Genomic DNA, 20,849 nt, shown 5'->3' with positions numbered 1-20,849 from the left:
AGGAACCAAGAGAAGGGACCGCGGTTGCACGAACTCGGAGCGGATGAAAACCTGCTGGCCTGTGTCATGAGACTGTCGCGAGATACCAAAAGACGTTGGTGCACGGATCCATTGCGTGTTTAGCAAACTTACAGAAACCAGCTTTATGAGTTGCGCATTTGATCTATGGGATCGCGCTCATGCCATTCAAACACAACGCTACTCGCCGTCACCGAATACCGTTGCAGAGGTTCAGAGTTAAAAACTGGCGTGAATATGATAGTGGTTTACGACAGCGTGGCAGTATTACGTTTTGGATCAGCGATACGGCAATTGCAGGCTGGTTGGCACCGCGCCGGACAACACCAGGTGGCCAATCTGTCTATTCTGATCTGGCAATCGAAACGTCTTTGATGTGCGGGATCGTCTTCCATCAACCTTTGCGCCAAACCGAAGGCTTGATGTCCTCGCTGTTTGATTTGATGGGCATTGATCTACCGGTTCCTGATCATACGACATTAAGCAGGCGCTGTACCAGCTTGTCACTTTCGAAGGCTTTGGTTCGTCGCAAGATAGCCACAAGTGATGTAGGGGCACAGTTACCTTAACTCTGGCGCAAGCATAAGCTGCGAAAATAGGCCATGATCGAATCTCGTTCCTCACTTTATCACCGCCATCGTTTCCCTGCTGAGATTATCGCGGAGGCGGTATGGCTGTATTAGCGCTTTCCTCTTAGCTTTCGCATGGTCGAAGATATGCTGGCTTACCGTGGGATCATCGTCACCCACAAGACGGTGCATGAATGGGCGGAGAAGTATGGACGTGAATATGCCAATACGATCCGTCGCCGCACCCCACGTCTTGGTGATAAATGGCACCTTGATGAAATGGTCATCACGATCAACGGTGAGAAGCATTTTCTGTGGCGCGCCGTTGATCAGGATGGCTTTGTACTCGATGTTCTTGTTCAGAAGCGCTGTAACACCAAGGCTGCCAAGCGTTTCATGCGTAAACTTCTACGCGGCCAGGGCTGTTCAGCCCGCGTCATGGTCCGCGATAAGCTGAGATCTTATGGTGCTGTCAAACGAGAACTGGGGATGAGCGTTTGCGAGCATCGTCAGCACAAAGGCTTGAACAACCGCGCTGAGAATTCGCACCAGCCCATCCCACGACGAGAGCGGGTCATGAAGCGCTTCAAATCAGCGCGACACGTGCAACGCTTCACATCCATTCACGACCCGGTCTACAATCTCCACTACTTTCCCCGCAACCTTCTCTCCTCAGCAGACCATCGCGAGCTGCGTCAGACCGCTACAAATATGTGGCGTGAAATCGCTTGCCTGAAAACTGCATAATTTCAGCACCATAGACAAAATTACGAACTTGCTCAGGTTAACGTAACAGTGCCTTTACGGACTCTCACGGCGAGGCTTCATGCATCGCCTGTTACGCCTGATTGAATTGAGCGTACTCATGAATGCTCCGGATAATTCAGTATTAATGAATGATAATGGCTTGACTAAGTAATAGTCAACCTGTCATACCATTGAATGAGGACGTGAGGAGACTAATCAAATTTAACTGTTAATGCGCTTAACAGCATGGATCCTATCTTGGGGGTTAGCCATAGCTGGCATGGCTACGCAGGTTGCTCCGCATGGCAGTGTTCAAAGTACTGTCTACCCTTGCGCCACACGGATAATTTTGAGGAATATGTGAAATGAAAATTGCTATAATCGGGTGTGGTGTAGTTGGTTCATCCTGGTCTTTGGTCTTCGCACGCGCAGGACATGACCTTGTAATTTATGATCAGAATACGAGTGCGGCAGAAGCCGCAGTTGAGTTTGTCGCTGCCGCAAATCCAGTTTTTGCCGAAAGATGCCGTGTTGCGAAAAGCCTCGCGGATGCGCTGTCGAGTGCAGATTATGTGCAGGAAAGTGCGCCAGAGCGGCTGCCGATTAAGCAGGCGCTTTATCGAGAAATAGACGGTCTCGTCACCCCAACAACTATTATCGGTAGTTCAACATCAGGCTTCCCTGCTTCAGAATTCACGGCAGGTCTTGTGAATGCAGGACGTTATCTTGTAGCGCACCCTATCAATCCGCCACATCTCATCCCTCTCGTAGAGTTGATTCCAGCGCCGTGGACTTTGCCGGAGACGCTGAGCTTTACGCGTGATCTTATGCGTGATCTTGGTCAGAGTCCAATTACTTTGACCCGCGAAATAAATGGCTTCGTGGTCAATCGACTTCAAAGTGCCTTACTTGGTGAAGCATTTAGATTGGTCGAAGATGGTATTTGTACGCCGGCCGAAGTTGATGCAGCAGTGGCGGATGGCCTGGGTCTGCGCTGGTGCTTTATGGGGCCTTTTGCAACCATCGATCTGAATGCTGCCAATGGTGTTGCTGAATATTGTGCCAATCTGGGACCAATGTATCACCGTCTTGCAACCGAGCAAGCCGACCCGCGTGAGTGGGGTCCAGAACTCGTTTCCGCTATTGAAGGTAAAATGCGTAATGCAGTGCCTTCTGAGGATCTTCCTAAGCGTCGCAAATGGCGCGATAAGTTCCTTGCCTCAATCGTTGAGGCGAAGCGCAGCATTACAAAGGATCTTGGTTCATGAGTGGATTTGGTGCGCCCGTACATCTAAGCCGTGAGAGATTATCAGATAAGATTGCACGTGATATTGAGGCGCGTGTTTTGTCTGGTGAGCTAACTATTGGCGATCAGCTTCCGTCTGAGCGCGAACTCATGGTTCATTATGGTGTAGGTCGACCTGCCGTTCGAGAGGCACTGCTTTGGCTCAACAAAACAGGCATTCTTGCTGTTTCAAACGGGGATCGCACGCGCGTAACAGAGCCTGATCCTCGCGATTTGCTCCAGCTCCTCTCGGGGGCTGCGAAAATGCTGGTAGCGCGACCTCAAGGGGTTCGCCAGTTCCAAAAGACCCGAATTTTTGTTGAAATTGCTATGGTGCGCGAAGCTGCGCGTCTTGCGAGTCCCTCAGATATAGTAAAGCTGGAAGAGCTACTGGAGAGAAATGAAAATAGTGGTGGTGACATCGCTGTTTTCTCCGCAACGGATGATGCTTTCCACCAGTTTATAGCTGCGATTGGTCAGGATCCTCTTCTTGATGCGCTGTACGAAGTTGTGATGGAATTGCTTGAAGACCAGCGACGGATGTCGCTCAGTCATCCACAAGCACTTTCCATGGCTGCGGCAGCTCATCGAAATATTTTCGAAGCAATTCGTGATCGTGATGCGGACCGAGCAGAAGCCGCTATGCGAAATCATTTGAACACTGTGGTTCAAACCTATTGGGACATTTACAAGCAGAAGAGTGGGACTGATTAGAGTTCCTTTTTTGTTTTTTTCTAACAAAGGCAAAGATTATGTTACTTGGTTGTATCGGTGATGACTTCACCGGTTCCAGTGATCTTGCGAATACCTTGTCGAAACAAGGTATGCGGGTGACGCAATATTCAGGCGTGCCAGATAAAGAGGCGCATCCTAGCGTCGAAGTTGGTGTTGTGGCACTGAAATCGCGCAGCATTCCAGCCGCTGAGGCCGTTGAACAATCGTTGCGGGCGTTGAAATGGCTTCTGGCTCAGGGCTGCAAGCAGATATTGTTCAAATATTGCTCGACGTTTGATAGTACACCTGAAGGTAATATCGGCCCCGTGGCCGCAGCGTTGGCAGAGGCGCTTGGCGCGAGGAAGGTTGTAGTTTGTCCCGCTTTTCCGGGTGCAGGGCGTACTATCTACCAAGGAAATCTATTCGTAAATGATCGACCTTTGAATGAAAGCGGAATGGAAAATCATCCGCTTAATCCTATGACCGACTCTGACATCCGTCGCTGGCTCGCACGCCAGACAGATATGCCAGTAGGTCATGTTCCCTTTGAAAAAGTAATTCAAGGGTCAGATGCCATAACGAAAGCGCTTTCAGTCGCTGATGAAGCCGGTGCACGGTTGATCGTGGTGGACGCTACTTCTGACAACGACTTGATGGAAATTGGTAAGGCGCTTGAAGGGCTACCTTTCCTGACGGGCGGCTCAGGAATTGCCATGGGATTGCCTAACAATTTCCGCCGACAGGGGCTTGTTTCGGGTGAAATACCTGAATGGCAAGGTGTCAGCGGTAAATGCGTCGCCCTTTCAGGGTCTTGTTCGACTGCAACGCGGAGTCAGGTGGCGCAGCACCGGGCTCAGTCAATGCCGACTCTTGAAATTACGGCTGATGATGCTGTGGCTGGACTATTGAACCCAAAGGACATTGCTCAATGGGCTCTCACGCAAGAAGGACGGCCCTTAGTATTTTCTTCGGCTGATCCTGAAGTTGTGCGCAAAGCACAAGAGAAATACGGTCGTGAGAAAGTTGCCGCTGCCATTGAAACTCTTTTTGCCAACATTGCAACTGAGTTGGCTGGCGCGGGTGTCGGGCGCGTGATCGTGGCCGGTGGTGAAACATCGGGTGCGGTGGTCGAGGCCCTTGAGTTGAAAGCACTTGAGATTGGACCCGAAATTGCACCGGGTGTTCCTGCTTTGCGTGGCACTTTGCCAAGCGGTGCAGTGGTTGCGCTCGCTCTCAAGTCTGGAAATTTCGGCGGGCCTGAGTTCTTCAATGAGGCAGATCTTATCCTGATGGGAAGCTGATTTAGCTAGTTGTGGGAGGGGTGGAGTTACCCCGGCCAATTTAAGTTACATAACGGAGGAGAATACAAAATGTTTAGTCTGGGCAAGACTCTTAGAAATACATCACTGGCAGCGCTAACAAGCCTTGCAATTGCTTCAATCCCAATGGTTGCCTTCGCGCAAGATGTGCTAAATTTGAAGCTGGGGCATATCCAATCCGAACAGGACCTTTGGCATTATGGAGCGCAAAAGTTCAAGGAGGAGCTTGAGGCGCGCTCTGATGGTAAAATTACTCTCACCATCTATCCGAATTCCACCATCGGTGGTGATCGTGATCTTGTCGAAGGTATGCAGATGGGAACCGTCGATTTTGGCTTGATCGCGGGTGTTCTCGGCAACTTCGAACCTTCTATCCAGCTCTTGGAATTGCCATATTTGTTTCGCTCACAGGATGAATTTGACACTGTGATAGGTGGAGAAATTGGTGCTGAAATCGCTGAGAATGTACGCCAGAATGCAAATGTGCGTATTTTGAACTGGTGGGAGCGTGGCTCGAGGCAGGTTACGTCAAAAAAACCCATAAATGGAGCCGAAGATCTCAAGGGTTTGAAGATCCGTGTTCCTGAAATTCCAGCTATGGTTGCAACCTGGCGCGCAATGGGTGCCAACCCAACGCCAATGGCTTGGAGTGAAGTTTATACTGGCCTGGAGCAACATGTGATTGATGCACAGGAAAACCCTATTCCGTTTATTTATGGTGGGCGTCTCGGAGAAGTGCAGGACTATCTCGCTTTTACAAATCACAAATTTGAATATGTGACGCTCGCAATGAGCGAATTGCGATGGAACCAGCTGACAGATGAGCAAAAGAAGATCATCACAGAGGCCGCAGCGGCAGCTACCGTAGCTGAAAATGAAGCTGTCCGAACCCAAACCTCGGAAATGCTGAAAAAGATGGTTGATCAAGGTCTAAAGGTTACAGAACCCAATACAGATGAAATCGCTGCCGCAGCAGTTGCTGCTCATGAGCCTTTCGCTAAAACTGTTAACATAGATCTTTATAATCGTATCACAACTGCTCTTAAACGCTGAGTTCAACCAAGCCTGATTACCCGTCGCGATTAGTAGGCTGTGGCGGGTGTTCTTTGTGCGGAGGAGGCAAGCTTGAACAAACTTGACCAATTAATCCAGAAATTCCTGCTTTGGGCTATCGGCATGCTGATCTTTGCTATGATGGTGGTGACATTCTCCCAGGTTGTCGCGCGTTATGCATTTGCAAACTCGCTTAGCTGGTCGGAGGAAGTAGGACGATATATTTTTGTTTGGATAACGTTTCTTGGTATGGCTGCTGCCTTTCAGGCACGAGCGCATGTTGCACTTGATTTCCTCGTGAACCTGCTCCCCGCTAAGCCCTCAAGGCTATTGACAGTATTGAATGCTCTGCTTGTTGCTGTGGTCGGCGCAGCGCTGATCATCGGTGGTGCTTCGCTGATCAAATTTGGGGTTAATCAAAGGAGCGCGGCTTTAGGAATACCAATGTACTTCATTTATTCTGTAATCCCATTTAGTGGAATTACACTTCTCTACTTCGCGTTACGAGAAGCATGGCGACGCACATTCAGCAGTGATCCTGCAGAAGTGGATGCTTCGGCAACTGCTGTGGAAGGATCCATATAGTGATTTCGCTTATTCTTTTTGGTGGCTTCGCGCTTTTCCTGGCGATTGGCTTGCCAGTTGCGTTTGGTATCGCAATCGCTTCTCTTGTAGCAATTTGGTATAATGGCCTGCCGATGGCGTTGTTTGGTCAACGTCTATTTACGTCTGTAGACTCTTTTCCATTGATGGCCATACCTCTATTTATGCTGGCCGGTGCACTGATGGGGCATGGTGGTATCACTACACGTATTATCAGCTTTGCCCTGTCAATTTTTGGTAATATTCGAGGCAGTCTCGCTCAGGTGGTATCGGCGAGCGGGATTGTTATGGGTGGTGTGTCTGGTTCAGGTGTCGCAGATGTTGCCGCATTGGGCTCAGTAATGATCCCGGAAATGAAGAAGCGAAAATATGATGCCGCTTTTTCCGGCGCGCTTGTCGCATGTTCAGGCAGCCTCGCACTTATTCTGCCACCGAGCATTGCCATTATTATCTATGGTGTCTCAGCACAGGCCTCGATTGGAGATATGTTCCTGGCTGCACTCGCGCCTGGATTAGCTATTGGTATAGGTTTTCAGGTCTATGCATATATTTATGCGCGGATGAAGGGCTATCCACGCGAAGGTGGCGTGAGCAATGCTGAAAAGTGGCGGCGTTTCAAAGATGCCAGTTGGTCACTTTTGATGCCAGTCATTATCATTGCCGGTATTCGCATGGGGATATTCACACCGACGGAAGGTGGTGCGGTCGTAGCAGTCTATGCGTTTGTTGTCGGTATGTTCGTTTATAAGGAAATTACCCTAAAAAAAATCCCGCAGATTTGCATGGAAGCAGCTATCGGCACAGCTGTTGTGGCAGCAATTATCGCGGCGACATCTCTCTTTGGCTGGCTTTTGACAAATGCCCAATTGCCACAGGCGATCGCTGCAGCGATTTTGACACTCACAGACAATCCAATTTTGCTGCTTCTATTGATCAATGTGATGCTGCTGATCATCGGTATGTTTGTTGATAGTGGTCCTGCGATTTTGTTGATGACGCCTATCTTGTTACCAGTCGCAAATCAGATTGGCGTAGACCCTGTGCAGTTTGGTCTCATCATGGTTATCAATTTAACGATTGGCTTGTTGACGCCTCCCGTCGGAACTGCCCTCTATCTTGCGAGTTCGATATCCGGGGTTGCTATCATGCGATTAACACGAGCGATGTTACCCTTCTGGGGAATCATGGTGTTCGTGCTTCTTTTGGTGACTTATTGGCCAGGTTTCACAAGCTGGGCTATATCAAGATAAGCTCAATGGCCTGAGTATCGGTTTTTCGGGAAGGCAGCGTAAACTCTGCCTCCCGTTGTAACTATTCCGTGCCAATGAAATGGAGATTAGTTCATGGATCGCGAGACTAAAGCAGAAAAACTTTGCAGCTTGTGTCGCAGCTTATTTGACCGTGGCTATTCGGTTGGAGGCGCTGGAAACGTTTCAGTGCGCATTGAGAGTGGTGGTTTTCTTGTCACGCCTACAGGCGGGAGCCTGGGAAGACTTGAGCCGTCGGATCTCGCTGAGATCAGCGTCAGTGGTGAAGTGTTGGCAGGCCCCAAGCCATCGAAAGAGTTCACATTTCACAAAGCTCTGTTCGATTGCCGTAGTGATGCGGGTGCAATTGTTCATCTACATTCTACTTATCTAACGGCGCTTTCTTGTTTAGAGGATCTGCCCCAGGATAATGCGTTACGTCCTTTTACCCCGTATTATGTGATGCGCGTTGGCTATATGCCGGTAATTCCTTATTATCGGCCCGGCGCTGCCGAGATTGGCAGAGACCTTGCAGCAACAGCACAGGTTCACAAGGTTAATGCTTTTCTGCTGGCCTCACATGGTGTGGTCGTACTGGGTAAAGATATCGAGGATGCGGTTAATAATGCGGAAGAGTTGGAAGAAACCGCACGGTTAGCTTTCATTTTGCGTGGCGAAAAAATCCGCTACTTGAGCGAGCGCGAAATAGCAGAACTTCGTCCTTAAGCGCACTGGAAGAGGCACAGTTACCTTAACTCTGGCGCAAGCATAAGCTGCGAAAATAGGCCATGATCGAATCTCGTTCCTCACTTTATCACCGCCATCGTTTCCCTGCTGAGATTATCGCGGAGGCGGTATGGCTGTATTATCGGGCGTTTTTGCACGGAGCCGATTATAGATAGTTTCCGGTCTTTGATGTTGCCTTTATTGGCTCTTTGCTTTGACGCGGAGGGAATCCGGGCGTGCGGATGCCAGCATTCGATTGAGAATGCGACATCCGAGTTTAATTTCGATTTGCTGATTGGCAAACTTGCGTGAACGAAGAGAATTGTCGTTGATTGATTTATAGCGGCCCATCGTCGTTTCCACGTTGGAACGCCTGCCATAATTGGTCATGACCTGCCACTTCATCCGGCCATGCTCAGCAATTGTCTGGCTATGCCAATCACGCTGATCCGGTGGGCCATAAAACTCTGTTGGTAACTGCCGTGCTCGTGGTGGAACGATAACGCTTATACCGGGACTATGTTGGCGAAGTGATCTATAGGTCTCATCACTGTCATAAGCCCCATCAGCTGTGAAGCTGGCGATCGGCTGGTCAATCTGACCAAGCAGATCTGCGAGCTGGCTGATGTCGCTGCTATTTTGATCACTGAGGATTTCAGCAATAATCTCACCCGTGTCAGCATCCACTGCAAGGTGCAGTTTGCGCCATTCTCTGGGGGATTTTCTGCCATGCTTGTCTTCAAGCCACTGGCCTGCGCCATAAAGCTTCAGGCCCGTGCTATCAACGAGAACATGAATTCCTACATCACTTGTGGCTGTCTTGTGACGAACCAAAGCCTTCGAAAGTGACAAGCTGGTACAGCGCCTGCTTAATGTCGTATGATCAGGAACCGGTAGATCAATGCCCATCAAATCAAACAGCGATGACATCAAGCCTTCGGTTTGGCGCAAAGGTTGATGGAAGACGATCCCGCACATCAAAGACGTTTCGATTGCCAGATCAGAATAGACAGATTGGCCACCTGGTGTTGTCCGGCGCGGTGCCAACCAGCCTGCAATTGCCGTATCGCTGATCCAAAACGTAATACTGCCACACTGTCGTAAACCACTATCATATTCACGCCAGTTTTTAACTCTGAACCTCTGCAACGGTATTCGGTGACGGCGAGCAGCGTTGTGTTTGAATGGCATGAGCGCGATCCCATAGATCAAATGCGCAACTCATAAAGCTGGTTTCTGTAAGTTCGCTAAACACGCAATGGATCCGTGCACCAACGTCCTTCGCACGCTTGCCCAGCTTGATGTAGAGCGCTACGGCTCGCATCCGATCTTCGTAGGAATACATGAACTACCTCCATGATAGTCCAAGTTTTCGTCCGCACCCCCCTTCTCAGCGGCAATCAACACACAGCGATGCGGTTGCCCTTCTCGGTAATATTCAGCGCCAGATTAGACCCCATAACGCCAAGGCCGATGAGGCCTATTTCAGCTTGCGACATCGGAATTCTCCATTTTCAGTTCTTGTCCCGAAGATCGCTAGCGCAACTTTGCGCAAGCCTCTTACTCCATCCTGCATCAGAAACTTAGCTGAACTTTCATAGACTGGCTACGATCTCCGGCTATTTCGAATGCTTTAATTGCATCCTCAATCGGATAAACAGCCGACAGAAGCGGCTTGAGATTGACTCGCTTTGTATTGATCAGATCAACGGCCAGACCAAACTCATCATGGAAACGGAATGTGCCTTTCAATTCGATCTCTTTTGCAACGATGGTATTCTGCGGAAGTGAAATATCCCCACTCAGTCCAAGCTGCACCAGAACCGAGCGCGGCCTCAACACATCCAGCCCGCTGCGGATGGCCTGTTCATTGCCTGAGGCGGCACCGTTATGTCTGGATGGCGCCCGTCTGGCAAGTGTCTATTCCTTGATGATTGAGCAGAGCGGGTCGGGTGCAGTCATGTCTCCGGCCTTTTGATGCAGCGTTTTCATGCCGCTGGCCCTGATGTTATCCGCCTGATCAGATCCCTATCACTTTAGCGCGCTCTGATGCGCAATACGGTGCCACGGGTTCTTCTGATTATGCGGTCCATTCCGCTATGTTTTGTCATCACGTCATAGTCACGCCGCCAAAGTTAGCTCCGTTACCGGAGATTCATCATCTGCTTGAGGTTATGCGGTTATTATATTGGTTGATGAGTTCGTTTTGATGTCGACTTCATAGTCCCGCTTATGGATGATAACGGCCCAGGCGATGCGGGCCATTTTATTTGCCAAAGCAACCGCAACGAGCCTGAATGGCTTCTTTGCCAGTAATTGCCTCGCCCATAGGGCAAGAGCGGACTGGCTGGTTCCCTTCCGGATACTGTAGAGCGCTGCAGTTGCCCCAACAACCAGAAGTTTTCGCAAGTGGCGGTTGCCCATTTTGGAGATGCGTCCCAGACGTGGCTTTCCGCCACTGGAATATTGTCTGGGCACAAGTCCGAGATAGGCGGCGAATTCGCGTCCGCAGGAGAACTGTTTGGCAAAAGCTGCAAGACTGGCTGTCATATAGGTTGCAGTCAGCACACCAATACCGGGGATAGTCGCTAGCCGGTTACTGGTTTCACTGTCACGGTGCATTTCCACAATTGCGCGGTCGAGTTTGGCAATCTGCCTGTCAGTCTCAATCAGCATCTCTGCCAGCGGTTGCAAGGCAGTGACAGCAATTTCTGGAACCTGCGCAGAGCTGTTCATCTTCTCCTCCCGGTGTTGCAAAAGCGCAAGCAGGCTGCGGACATTGCGTGCACCTTCAGCGACAACGATCCCCAACTCAGAAAAATGTGCGCGAATTGCGTTGATCAGGGCTGTACGCTGTGTGATCAGGAGTTCCCGTGCTGAATGGAGCATCAGGGTTGATTGCTGCTCAACGCTCTTTACCGGCGCAAAGCGCATAGTAGGACGAGAAACAGCTTCACAGATTGCAGCTGCATCCGCAGCATCATTCTTTTGACGCTTCACGTAAGGTTTTACGTAAGCGGGTGAGATAAGCCGAACGTCATGTCCCAGAGATTGCAGCGTTTGGGCCCAATAGTGTGCAGTCGCGCAGGCTTCTATGCCAATCAGGCAGGGAGACAGTGTCTTGAAAAACGTCAGCATCTGCGAGCGGCGAAGGCGTTTGCGCAACAAAACCTGTCCGTCTGCATCAACCCCATGAACCTGGAAGACATTCTTTGCAAGATCAAGTCCGATTGTCGTAATCTGTGTCATGATGGATGGCTCCTTTCTATGGTTTGTCCAATGAACCGATAATGGCACATCTGATGCACAAGCAGGGCGCCATCCATCACATCACTTTAACCTGAGCAAGTTCGTAATTTTGTCTATGGTGCTGAAATTATGCAGTTTTCATGCAAGCGATTTCACGCCACATATTTGTAGCGGTCTGACGCAGCTCGCGATGGTTTGCTGAGGTGAGAAGGTTGCGGGGAAAATGGTGCAGATTGTAAATTGGGTCGTGAATGGATGCGAAGCGTTGCACATGTCGCGCTGATTTAAAGCGCTTCATGACCCGCTCTCGTCGTCGGATTGGCTGGTGCGAATTCTCAGCGCGGTTGTTCAAGCCTTTGTGCTGACGATGCTCGCAAACGCTCATCCCCAGGTGTCGTTTGGCAGCACCATAAGATCTCAGCTTATCGCTGACCATTACACGAGCCGAACAGCCCTGGCCGCGTAGAAGTTTGCGCATAAAACGCTTGGCAGCCTTGGTATTACGGCGCTTCTGGACCAGAACATCGAGTACAAATCCATCCTGATCAACTGCGCGCCACAGAAAATGCTTCTCACCCTTGATTGTGATGACCATTTCATCCAAGTGCCATTTATCACCAAGGCGTGGTGTGCGACGACGGATCGTATTGGCGTATTCACGTCCAAACTTCTCCGCCCATTCGTGCACCGTCTTGTAGGTAACAATGATCCCACGGTAAGCCAGCATGTCTTCGACCATGCGAAAGCTGAGTGGAAAGCGATAATACAGCCATACCGCTTCGGCGATGATCTCAGCAGGGAAACGATGGCGGTGATAAAGAGAAGCGCGAGGTTCGATCATGCCGTATGTTCACAGCTCATGCTTACGTCAAATTTAAGGTAACGGTGCCCTGCCGTGAGCTCGAACGCGACGAGGGCGCGCCTTCCACGCCTCTGCTTCTTGCCATCACCTATCCGGATCAAACTGCGCTTGAGCGCGCTATGGCATGCGATGCACGTTTTCAGTCGCGCGAACAGACGCAGCATCTCCTCACCATGTTCGAGGGTAAGGTTTACCATCGTGTCACCTCCGCCGCTATCCACGAGTTAACAGCGTAGGAGTGAAAATGATGACGTTTCCGCTTTTCGATCTTACCGGTCTGCGAGGTCTCGTCACGGGTTCGTCGCAGGGGATCGGGCTATCGCTTGCGCGAGGACTCGCCGAACACGGCGCTGAAGTCGTGCTCAACGGCCGTGATCGTCGCAAGTTAGACCTGGCTGTCCGTAAACTGACTGACGCCGGCGCTCGGGTTTCGGCCAGTGATTTCGATGTGACGGACGCCGACGCGGTAACGCGCGGCGTCAATGCGATCGAAAGCGATGTTGGTCCGATCGATATCCTCATAAACAATGCAGGCATGCAGTTTCGCAGTCCACTCAAGGAGTTCCCGGTGGATCGCTGGGAGCAACTGTTGAAGACTAATGTTTCCAGCGCCTTTTACGTCGGTCAGGCGGTAGCCAGGCATATGATCAATCGCCGCCGCGGCAAGATTGTCAACATCGCCTCTGTACAGAGCGAACTCGCCCGTCCTGGGATAGCGCCTTATACTACGACCAAGGGCGCGGTGAAAAATCTGACTCGCGGCATGGCCACCGATTGGGCGAAATACGGGTTGCAGATTAACGCACTTGCACCCGGGTATTTTAAGACACCGCTCAATCAGGCTCTGGTTGACAATCCAGATTTCACGGACTGGTTGGAAAAGCGCACCCCTGCAGGTCGCTGGGGCGATGTCGAGGAACTGATCGGTGCGGCTGTCTTCCTGTCTTCCCGGGCCTCATCCTTTGTAAATGGACACACACTCTATGTCGATGGCGGTATCACAATCAGCCTCTAACCCCGCGGCAGGCATGGGGCCCGTCGTGGTCATGGGCGTCTCTGGCTGCGGCAAATCCACTGTGGGGTACGGCCTTGCCCGCCGTATCGGCGCCGATTTTATCGAAGGTGATAGCCTTCATCCCGCGATCAATGTCGAAAAGATGCGGGTAGGCACCCCTTTGACCGACAAAGATCGATGGCCATGGCTTGATGCACTTGGCCAAGCACTTGGTGGCGACACGAATATCGTAATCTCCTGCTCAGCGTTGAAGCGGACATATCGAGATCGGCTTAGAGCGCTGGCTGGTAGGCCTGTTGTCTTCGTCTATCTGGAAGGTGATCGCGGCGTTCTGGCCGCACGGATGGCAGCGCGTAGTCACGACTACATGCCATTAGTGCTTCTCGACAGCCAACTCGCGACGCTCGAGTCTCCTTATGCGGAGGAATGGGTAGTTACGATAAACATTGATCAATCGCTGGAAGCGATCCTCGAGTCGGCGCTCGAATATTTAGTATCATTAAACGGTCCTTAGACCGTGTTAAAAACGAGTGGAGGAAACTATGAGAAAGCCGAACATCCTAATGCTCGGACCCTATCCCGAATGGGATATGGTGGAGTTGGAGGCTCAGTTTGAGGTACACAAGCTTTACCAAGCGGACGACCGCGAGGCTTTTTTGGCGCTATATGGTGCCGATATCCGCGGCATTGCCACGCGTGGCGAATTGGGTGCCTCCGCGGAACTGATTAGCCAGCTGCCGAAGCTAGAAGTTATATCGATTTACGGCGTCGGTTACGATGCTGTCAATCTCGATGCGGCCCGGGCCCGCGGTATCCGCGTGACTAATACCCCGGATGTCCTGACCAACGACGTTGCCGATCTAGGCATCGGCATGATGCTTGTCCAGTCGCGCGGAATGATCAGCGCCGAAGCATGGGTCAGAGACGGAAGCTGGGCAGAAAAAGGCCTTTATCCATTAAAACGTCGTGTTTGGGGCCGCAAGGCCGGTGTTCTCGGTTTAGGCCGTATCGGCTTCGAAGTCGCTAAGCGCCTGAAGGGTTTCGATATGGACATCGCCTATAGCGATGTCTCGCCCCGTGACTTTGCTAAGGACATGACCTTCATCGCGGATCCAGCTGAACTAGCAAGACATTCCGACTTTCTGTTTGTGACGCTCGCCGCATCGGCTGTAACGCGCCACATTGTATCGAAGCCGGTAATCGAGGCACTCGGCGCGGATGGCATGCTGATCAACATTTCGAGGGCGTCTAATATCGACGAAGATGCACTTCTCGACGCGTTGGAAAGCAGGAGGCTCGGCTCGGCGGCACTAGACGTGTTCGAGGGCGAACCATTGCTCAATCCGCGTTTCCTGACGCTCGACAATGTTTTGGTTCAGCCACACCACGCGTCCGGTACGGTCGAAACGAGAAAGGCAATGGGCAAACTCGTGCGCGACAATCTGGCTGCGCATTTTGCCGGTTCAGCCCTGCTTACCCCAGTTGTTTGAGGAAAACCCATGAAAGCTATTGTCATTCACGCCGCAAAAGATTTGCGTATTGAAGAACGGGAGCCTGAAACTATGGGAACCGGACAAGTGGAAGTGAAGATTGAAGCGGGCGGCATTTGCGGCTCCGATCTTCACTATTATAACCATGGTGGGTTCGGTGCGGTTCGCGTGCGCGAACCGATGATCCTGGGACACGAAGTCGCCGGAACGATCGTTGCTCTTGGAAGTGGTGTATCCGGTCTTGCCATCGGTGATCGGGTTGCCGTCTCGCCAAGCCGGCCATGTGGTGATTGTGAATATTGCCAGAAAGGCATGCAGAACCACTGTTTCAATATGCGCTTTTATGGCAGTGCAATGCCTATGCCGCATATTCAGGGCGCATTCCGACAGCGGTTGGTGGCTGAACAGGCGCAATGCTTCAAGGTTGCGGAAGACATTTCTATCAATGAAGCAGCAATGGCTGAGCCATTTGCCGTGACCTTGCATGCGGTTGCGCGCGCTGGCAGCCTGCTGGACAAGCGCGTTCTAGTGAGTGGTTGCGGACCGATCGGTGCGCTGGCTATGGCACCGTTACCTTAAATTTGACGTAAGCATGAGCTGTGAACATACGGCATGATCGAACCTCGCGCTTCTCTTTATCACCGCCATCGTTTCCCTGCTGAGATCATCGCCGAAGCGGTATGGCTGTATTATCGCTTTCCACTCAGCTTTCGCATGGTCGAAGACATGCTGGCTTACCGTGGGATCATTGTTACCTACAAGACGGTGCACGAATGGGCGGAGAAGTTTGGACGTGAATACGCCAATACGATCCGTCGTCGCACACCACGCCTTGGTGATAAATGGCACTTGGATGAAATGGTCATCACAATCAAGGGTGAGAAGCATTTTCTGTGGCGCGCCGTTGATCAGGATGGCTTTGTACTCGATGTTCTGGTCCAGAAGCGCCGTAACACCAAGGCTGCCAAGCGTTTCATGCGTAAACTTCTACGCGGCCAGGGCTGTTCAGCCCGCGTCATGGTCCGCGATAAGCTGAGATCTTATGGTGCTGTCAAACGAGAACTGGAGATGAGCGTTTGCGAGCATCGTCAGCACAAAGGCTTGAACAACCGCGCTGAGAATTCGCACCAGCCAATCCGACGACGAGAGCGGGTCATGAAGCGCTTTAAATCAGCGCGACATGTGCAACGCTTCGCATCCATTCACGACCCAATTTACAATCTGCACCATTTTCCCCGCAACCTTCTCACCTCAGCAAACCATCGCGAGCTGCGTCAGACCGCTACAAATATGTGGCGTGAAATCGCTTGCATGAAAACTGCATAATTTCAGCACCATAGACAAAATTACGAACTTGCTCAGGTTAAAGTGATGTGATGGATGGCGCCCTGCTTGTGCATCAGATGTGCCATTATCGGTTCATTGGACAAACCATAGAAAGGAGCCATCCATCATGACACAGATTACGACAATCGGACTTGATCTTGCAAAGAATGTCTTCCAGGTTCATGGGGTTGATGCAGACGGACAGGTTTTGTTGCGCAAACGCCTTCGCCGCTCGCAGATGCTGACGTTTTTCAAGACACTTGACCTGAGACCCGACTTCCCTCCAGTTTTCGGGAGAGTCTTGAGTTTTTAATCTGGCCTTATGCGGCCTGTTTTTCCATAGCCATTTTCATTGCGAATTCGCTGGGGGTGATATTGCCCAGTGACGAGTGCGGTCTGTTCCTGTTGTAATCCTCCTTCCATGCGGTGATTGCGGCGCGGGCTTGAGCGAGCGACGAGAACAGCGTATCGTTGAGGCACTCGTCGCGGAAGCTGCCGTTGAAGCTTTCGACGAAGTCGTTTTGCATCGGCTTGCCGGGGGCGATGTAGTGCCATTCGACCTTGGTCTCCTGGCACCATTTGAGGATGGCCATGCTGGTCATCTCCGTCCCGTTATCCGAGACAATCGTCCTCGGCTTTCCCCGCCTGGCGATGAGACTATTCAGTTCCCGAGCCATCCTTGCGCCAGACAGCGATGTATCTGCCACAAGGCACAGGCATTCGCGGGTGAAGTCGTCGATGACCGCCAGCACCCGGAGCCGCCGGCCATCTGTGAAGGCGTCGCTGACGAAGTCCAGGCTCCAACGCTCGTTTGGTCGTGACGGCAAAGCCAGAGGGCGTCTCGTTCCCAAGGCCCGCTTTCTGCCACCACGCTTGCGCACTGTCAGCTTCTCCTCCCGATAGAGACGTCGAAGCTTCTTCAGGTTCATGACGATCCCCTGACGATCGAGCATCACGTGGATACGGCGATAGCCGAAGCGGCGACGCTCAGACGCCACCTTCTTCATAGCCTCCCGAATGGCCGCATCGTCAGGCCGCACACTGCGGTATCGCATGCTCGACCGATCCACCGATAGAACCTCGCACGCCCGACGCTGGCTCACACCGTGCTGCGAACAGACGTGAACCACCGCATCCCGCTTCACATCGGGCGTCACCATTTTTTTGAAGCGACATCCTTCAGGATCGCATTGTCCAGTATGGCCTCAGCCAAAAGCTTCTTCAACTTGGCGTTCTCGTCCTCAAGCGCCTTCAGCTTGCGGGCATCGGACACGTCCATCCCGCCATACTTCGCCTTGTATTTATAGAAGGTTGCATCCGAGATGCCGTGCTTGCGGCAGACATCGGCCGTCTTCGCGCCCGCCTCCTGCTCCTTCAATATCCCGATGATCTGTTCTTCCGTGAACCGTGAACGCTTCATTCGTCCGTCTCCTCATTGTGACGGACTCTACCAAAATTTGGAGGAAGTTCAGGGTCTCAGGTCACACTGTCTCCCTGCCTGATTGGCATAGAAGCCTGCGCGACTGCACACTATTGGGCCCAAACGCTGCAATCTCTAGGACATGACGTTCGGCTTATCTCACCCGCTTACGTAAAACCTTACGTGAAGCGTCAAAAGAATGATGCTGCGGATGCAGCTGCAATCTGTGAAGCTGTTTCTCGTCCTACTATGCGCTTTGCGCCGGTAAAGAGCGTTGAGCAGCAATCAACCCTGATGCTCCATTCAGCACGGGAACTCCTGATCACACAGCGTACAGCCCTGATCAACGCAATTCGCGCACATTTTTCTGAGTTGGGGATCGTTGTCGCTGAAGGTGCACGCAATGTCCGCAGCCTGCTTGCGCTTTTGCAACACCGGGAGGAGAAGATGAACAGCTCTGCGCAGGTTCCAGAAATTGCTGTCACTGCCTTGCAACCGCTGGCAGAGATGCTGATTGAGACTGACAGGCAGATTGCCAAACTCGACCGCGCAATTGTGGAAATGCACCGTGACAGTGAAACCAGTAACCGGCTAGCGACTATCCCCGGTATTGGTGTGCTGACTGCAACCTATATGACAGCCAGTCTTGCAGCTTTTGCCAAACAGTTCTCCTGCGGACGCGAATTCGCCGCCTATCTCGGACTTGTGCCCAGACAATATTCCAGTGGCGGAAAGCCACGTCTGGGACGCATCTCCAAAATGGGCAACCGCCACTTGCGAAAACTTCTGGTTGTTGGGGCAACTGCAGCGCTCTACAGTATCCGGAAGGGAACCAGCCAGTCCGCTCTTGCCCTATGGGCGAGGCAATTACTGGCAAAGAAGCCATTCAGGCTCGTTGCGGTTGCTTTGGCAAATAAAATGGCCCGCATCGCCTGGGCCGTTATCATCCATAAGCGGGACTATGAAGTCGACATCAAAACGAACTCATCAACCAATATAATAACCGCATAACCTCAAGCAGATGATGAATCTCCGGTAACGGAGCTAACTTTGGCGGCGTGACTATGACGTGATGACAAAACAGAAGTGGCTCGGTTTGTCTAAACAGTTTCGGGCGTTTTGTTAAGTGGATTTCCGCCTCGCTTATGCCGCCACCATCATTGGTGTCAGCGCGTTGAAGTAGACCTGATCCGGTGTCTGCCGGTCAAGCGATGAATGTGGGCGTCGGCTATTGTAGAAATTTAGATATCTGCCGATGGCATTGCGGGCCTCGGACACGGTCTTGTAGGCGTGAAGATAAACCTCTTCGTATTTGATTGACCGCCAGAGCCTTTCGACGAAGACATTGTCCCGCCATGCGCCCTTTCCATCCATTGAGATGGCAATCTCTGCCTTTTTCAGCACATTAGTGAAGTCGATGGACGTGAACTGTGATCCCTGGTCCGTATTGAAGATGTCAGGCTTTCCATAGCGGACCAGAGCTTCCTCAACCGCTTCGATGCAGAAGTCCGCCTCCATCGTGATCGACAGTCGCCACGACAGAACCTTGCGGCTGAACCAGTCGACGACGGCGCAGAGATAGACAAAGCCTCGCGCCATCGGAATATACGTCAGATCCATTGCCCACACCTGATTGGGTCTGGTGACCGCTAGCTTGCGCAGGAGATAGGGATAGATTTTATGCCCAGGCGTTGGCTTCGAGGTGTTTGGGCGACGGTAAATCGCCTCGATGCTCATCTTCTTCATCAGTGTTGAGACATGCAGCCGCCCAACCTCAAGCCCTTCTCCTTTCAAAAGCCCCTGCAACATCCGACTTCCCGCGAATGGATATTCCAAATGCAATTCATCGATCCGACGCATCAGTGCCAGATCGCCATCCGATACAGGGCGCGGTGAATAGTAGACACTGCTACGGCTGAACCCGAGGAGCTTTGCCTGTCGTGCGACCGAGAGCTTGTGAGCGCGGTCGATCATTTCTTTCCGCCCAGCAATCCCGCCTTGCCGAGCGCTCCTGCTAAAAAATCATTTTCTAGCGTAAGCTCCCCAATCTTGGCATGCAGCGTTTTAACGTCAACGGTTGGCTCTGCTGGTTCCGCCTTGGTCTCGTCGCCAAAAACACCTATAGCACCCTCAAGAAGCTGATCTTTCCATTGCTTTATCTGGTTCGCATGCACGTCAAACTGCTGGGATAATTCCACTAGCGTCTGCTCGCCTCTGATCGCAGCGAGCGCAACTTTTGCCTTGAAGGCTGGGCTATGGTTTCGGCGTGGTCGTCTCGTCATGCTATCTCCTGTTCCTGGCATCTAAGCCGAACTCAGGCAGAAATTCCACCTATCCTAGCTGTACAGATTTCCCGAGCCACTTCTAACATAGCGGAATGGACCGCATAATCAGAAGAACCCGTGGCACCGTATTGCGCATCAGAGCGCGCTAAAGTGATAGGGATCTGATCAGGCGGATAACATCAGGGCCAGCGGCATGAAAACGCTGCATCAAAAGGCCGGAGACATGACTGCACCCGACCCGCTCTGCTCAATCATCAAGGAATAGACACTTGCCAGACGGGCGCCATCCAGACATAACGGTGCCTCATTTCGTCCTAAGCCTGAACCCACCCCATGGAGGTCAATGGTTCTCGAACCTGAAGACCAAATTCGCGTTTTTGGACTTCTCTGTATAACCAACCACTTTACAACCGTTCTTTTCACGCACAGGTGCTTTACCGTGCAATTCAATCTTACCTTCACGATCTACGTGACCCTCAACCCAATAGGGAGCAGGCTCACACCCTTTTTTAAATGTGTATGCGATACCTTTTACAGGATTGTCGAAATAGGTCACCATGCCGCGAAATACCGTACTGAATGGCGGGATCGAAGCCGACTTAGGGTGCGGTCCATACGAAATGGCGTCCTTTCCATGCACAAGACGCATAGACTGTCCATTATGCCCGACCGTCTCACCTGAATCGCTATAATAAGTGCTTTCAGTCATCACGTTCTCGATCGGCAGCTCATTGTACGGCCGACCATAGGGACAAAGCGACATCCACTGGTTAGCCAGCACCAATCCGCCAGACGCGTTATCTGTGCCTATGCGCTTGTCAGTTTTTACATCCTTAAAAGCAAACCAGCCCTGAAAATCATCATCGGAATGCGTGCCATCGAATTTCACTTGCTGACCATGCGGATCTGTCATCTCACCAG

At 51.6% G+C, this 20,849-nt stretch carries 19 protein-coding genes and 7 pseudogenes; 17 read left to right on the top strand and 9 right to left on the bottom strand.

Annotation, left to right across the window (positions count from 1 at the left end; all coding sequences use genetic code 11):
* Positions 1-179: 179 nt before the first annotated feature.
* From RI570_RS20385 to RI570_RS20345, 9 genes and pseudogenes are all read left to right on the top strand, one after another.
* Positions 180-527: pseudogene (locus RI570_RS20385) on the top strand (transposase); the annotation flags it as partial.
* A 93-nt stretch (positions 528-620) separates the two neighbouring features.
* A pseudogene (locus RI570_RS20380) lies at positions 621-1,334 on the top strand (IS6 family transposase).
* Positions 1,335-1,699: 365 nt separating this feature from the next.
* Positions 1,700-2,602, top strand: coding sequence for a 3-hydroxyacyl-CoA dehydrogenase (locus RI570_RS20375; RefSeq protein ID WP_313830661.1), 903 nt, complete (start codon positions 1,700-1,702; stop codon positions 2,600-2,602).
* Positions 2,599-3,333: an FCD domain-containing protein gene (locus tag RI570_RS20370; RefSeq protein ID WP_313830660.1), complete on the top strand. Its 735-nt coding sequence runs from the start codon at positions 2,599-2,601 to the stop codon at positions 3,331-3,333. The genes RI570_RS20375 and RI570_RS20370 overlap by 4 nt, the downstream gene beginning before the upstream one ends.
* A gap of 38 nt (positions 3,334-3,371) precedes the next feature.
* Positions 3,372-4,634 carry a 3-oxo-tetronate kinase gene (gene otnK / locus RI570_RS20365; RefSeq protein WP_313830659.1) on the top strand — a complete coding sequence of 421 codons (1,263 nt, stop codon included), beginning with the start codon at positions 3,372-3,374 and terminating at the stop codon, positions 4,632-4,634.
* A 9-nt stretch (positions 4,635-4,643) separates the two neighbouring features.
* Positions 4,644-5,705 carry a TRAP transporter substrate-binding protein gene (locus RI570_RS20360; protein WP_313830658.1) on the top strand — a complete coding sequence of 354 codons (1,062 nt, stop codon included), beginning with the start codon at positions 4,644-4,646 and terminating at the stop codon, positions 5,703-5,705.
* 72 nt (positions 5,706-5,777) lie between these two features.
* On the top strand, positions 5,778-6,290 hold the full coding sequence (locus tag RI570_RS20355) for a TRAP transporter small permease (RefSeq protein ID WP_313830657.1): 513 nt from the start codon (positions 5,778-5,780) through the stop codon (positions 6,288-6,290).
* Positions 6,290-7,558: a TRAP transporter large permease gene (locus RI570_RS20350; protein ID WP_313830656.1), complete on the top strand. Its 1,269-nt coding sequence runs from the start codon at positions 6,290-6,292 to the stop codon at positions 7,556-7,558. Before RI570_RS20355 ends, RI570_RS20350 begins: the two co-directional genes overlap by 1 nt.
* Positions 7,559-7,651: 93 nt before the next feature.
* Positions 7,652-8,281, top strand: a complete 630-nt coding sequence (locus RI570_RS20345; RefSeq protein WP_313830655.1) for an aldolase — start codon at positions 7,652-7,654, stop codon at positions 8,279-8,281.
* 198 nt (positions 8,282-8,479) lie between these two features.
* On the opposite strand, the gene RI570_RS20335 is transcribed toward RI570_RS20345, so the two are convergent.
* The 6 genes and pseudogenes from RI570_RS20335 to RI570_RS20310 all read right to left on the bottom strand — a co-directional run bounded on the left by RI570_RS20335 (position 8,480) and on the right by RI570_RS20310 (position 12,371).
* Positions 8,480-9,472, bottom strand: a complete 993-nt coding sequence (locus RI570_RS20335) for an IS5 family transposase (RefSeq protein ID WP_313830654.1) — start codon at positions 9,470-9,472, stop codon at positions 8,480-8,482.
* Positions 9,411-9,626 (bottom strand): hypothetical protein, encoded by a 216-nt coding sequence (locus tag RI570_RS20330; protein WP_313830653.1) that lies wholly within the window; start codon positions 9,624-9,626, stop codon positions 9,411-9,413. Before RI570_RS20330 ends, RI570_RS20335 begins: the two co-directional genes overlap by 62 nt.
* A gap of 61 nt (positions 9,627-9,687) precedes the next feature.
* Positions 9,688-9,780: pseudogene (locus RI570_RS20325) on the bottom strand (NAD(P)-binding domain-containing protein); the annotation flags it as partial.
* A 76-nt stretch (positions 9,781-9,856) separates the two neighbouring features.
* Positions 9,857-10,162: pseudogene (locus RI570_RS20320) on the bottom strand (L-idonate 5-dehydrogenase); the annotation flags it as partial.
* Positions 10,163-10,453: 291 nt separating this feature from the next.
* The gene (locus RI570_RS20315) at positions 10,454-11,530 is read right to left on the bottom strand and encodes an IS110 family transposase (protein ID WP_313830638.1); all 1,077 of its coding nucleotides are present in this window, start codon (positions 11,528-11,530) and stop codon (positions 10,454-10,456) included.
* A gap of 127 nt (positions 11,531-11,657) precedes the next feature.
* Positions 11,658-12,371, bottom strand: coding sequence for an IS6 family transposase (locus RI570_RS20310; protein ID WP_313830652.1), 714 nt, complete (start codon positions 12,369-12,371; stop codon positions 11,658-11,660).
* Between the two features lie 5 nt (positions 12,372-12,376).
* Here RI570_RS20310 and RI570_RS20305 point away from each other — a divergent pair, with 5 nt between their 5' ends.
* From RI570_RS20305 to RI570_RS20275, 7 genes and pseudogenes are all read left to right on the top strand, one after another.
* Positions 12,377-12,628: a hypothetical protein gene (locus RI570_RS20305; protein ID WP_313830650.1), complete on the top strand. Its 252-nt coding sequence runs from the start codon at positions 12,377-12,379 to the stop codon at positions 12,626-12,628.
* A gap of 11 nt (positions 12,629-12,639) precedes the next feature.
* Positions 12,640-13,407 carry an SDR family oxidoreductase gene (locus RI570_RS20300; protein ID WP_313830685.1) on the top strand — a complete coding sequence of 256 codons (768 nt, stop codon included), beginning with the start codon at positions 12,640-12,642 and terminating at the stop codon, positions 13,405-13,407.
* Positions 13,382-13,921: a gluconokinase gene (locus tag RI570_RS20295; RefSeq protein ID WP_313830684.1), complete on the top strand. Its 540-nt coding sequence runs from the start codon at positions 13,382-13,384 to the stop codon at positions 13,919-13,921. Before RI570_RS20300 ends, RI570_RS20295 begins: the two co-directional genes overlap by 26 nt.
* Positions 13,922-13,949: 28 nt before the next feature.
* Entirely contained in the window at positions 13,950-14,897 is a 948-nt protein-coding gene (locus RI570_RS20290) for a 2-hydroxyacid dehydrogenase (protein WP_313830648.1), read from the top strand.
* 9 nt (positions 14,898-14,906) lie between these two features.
* A pseudogene (locus tag RI570_RS20285) lies at positions 14,907-15,461 on the top strand (alcohol dehydrogenase catalytic domain-containing protein); the annotation flags it as partial.
* A gap of 48 nt (positions 15,462-15,509) precedes the next feature.
* Complete coding sequence (locus RI570_RS20280) at positions 15,510-16,223, top strand: IS6 family transposase (protein ID WP_313830647.1); 714 nt, start codon at positions 15,510-15,512, stop codon at positions 16,221-16,223.
* A 127-nt stretch (positions 16,224-16,350) separates the two neighbouring features.
* Positions 16,351-16,485, top strand: a pseudogene (locus tag RI570_RS20275) (IS110 family transposase); the annotation flags it as partial.
* Positions 16,486-16,543: 58 nt separating this feature from the next.
* Here the strand turns inward: RI570_RS20275 and RI570_RS20270 are convergent.
* Positions 16,544-17,643 (bottom strand): IS3 family transposase gene (locus tag RI570_RS20270; RefSeq protein WP_409558712.1). Its coding sequence is split into 2 segments (ribosomal slippage): positions 16,544-17,391 and positions 17,391-17,643, totalling 1,101 coding nucleotides; the frame shifts between segments, so codons are not numbered across the junction.
* Between the two features lie 66 nt (positions 17,644-17,709).
* Between RI570_RS20270 and RI570_RS20265 the strand changes: the two are divergent.
* Positions 17,710-18,654: pseudogene (locus RI570_RS20265) on the top strand (IS110 family transposase); the annotation flags it as partial.
* Between the two features lie 132 nt (positions 18,655-18,786).
* On the opposite strand, the gene RI570_RS20260 reads toward RI570_RS20265, so the two are convergent.
* Positions 18,787-19,925, bottom strand: a protein-coding gene (locus RI570_RS20260) for an IS3 family transposase (RefSeq protein WP_313828919.1) whose coding sequence is annotated in 2 segments (ribosomal slippage) — positions 18,787-19,658 and positions 19,658-19,925 — 1,140 coding nt in all. Because the reading frame shifts where the segments join, the coding sequence is not laid out codon by codon here.
* 343 nt (positions 19,926-20,268) lie between these two features.
* The gene (locus RI570_RS20255) at positions 20,269-20,841 is read right to left on the bottom strand and encodes a hypothetical protein (protein WP_313830645.1); all 573 of its coding nucleotides are present in this window, start codon (positions 20,839-20,841) and stop codon (positions 20,269-20,271) included.
* Positions 20,842-20,849: the final 8 nt, after the last annotated feature.

Origin of the sequence: Brucella pseudogrignonensis, from assembly GCF_032190615.1 — a bacterium.
Classification (GTDB): Bacteria; Pseudomonadota; Alphaproteobacteria; order Rhizobiales; family Rhizobiaceae; genus Brucella; species Brucella pseudogrignonensis_B.
Note: the sequence above shows the minus strand (reverse complement) of the source record. Positions and strands in the feature narration are given on the sequence as shown.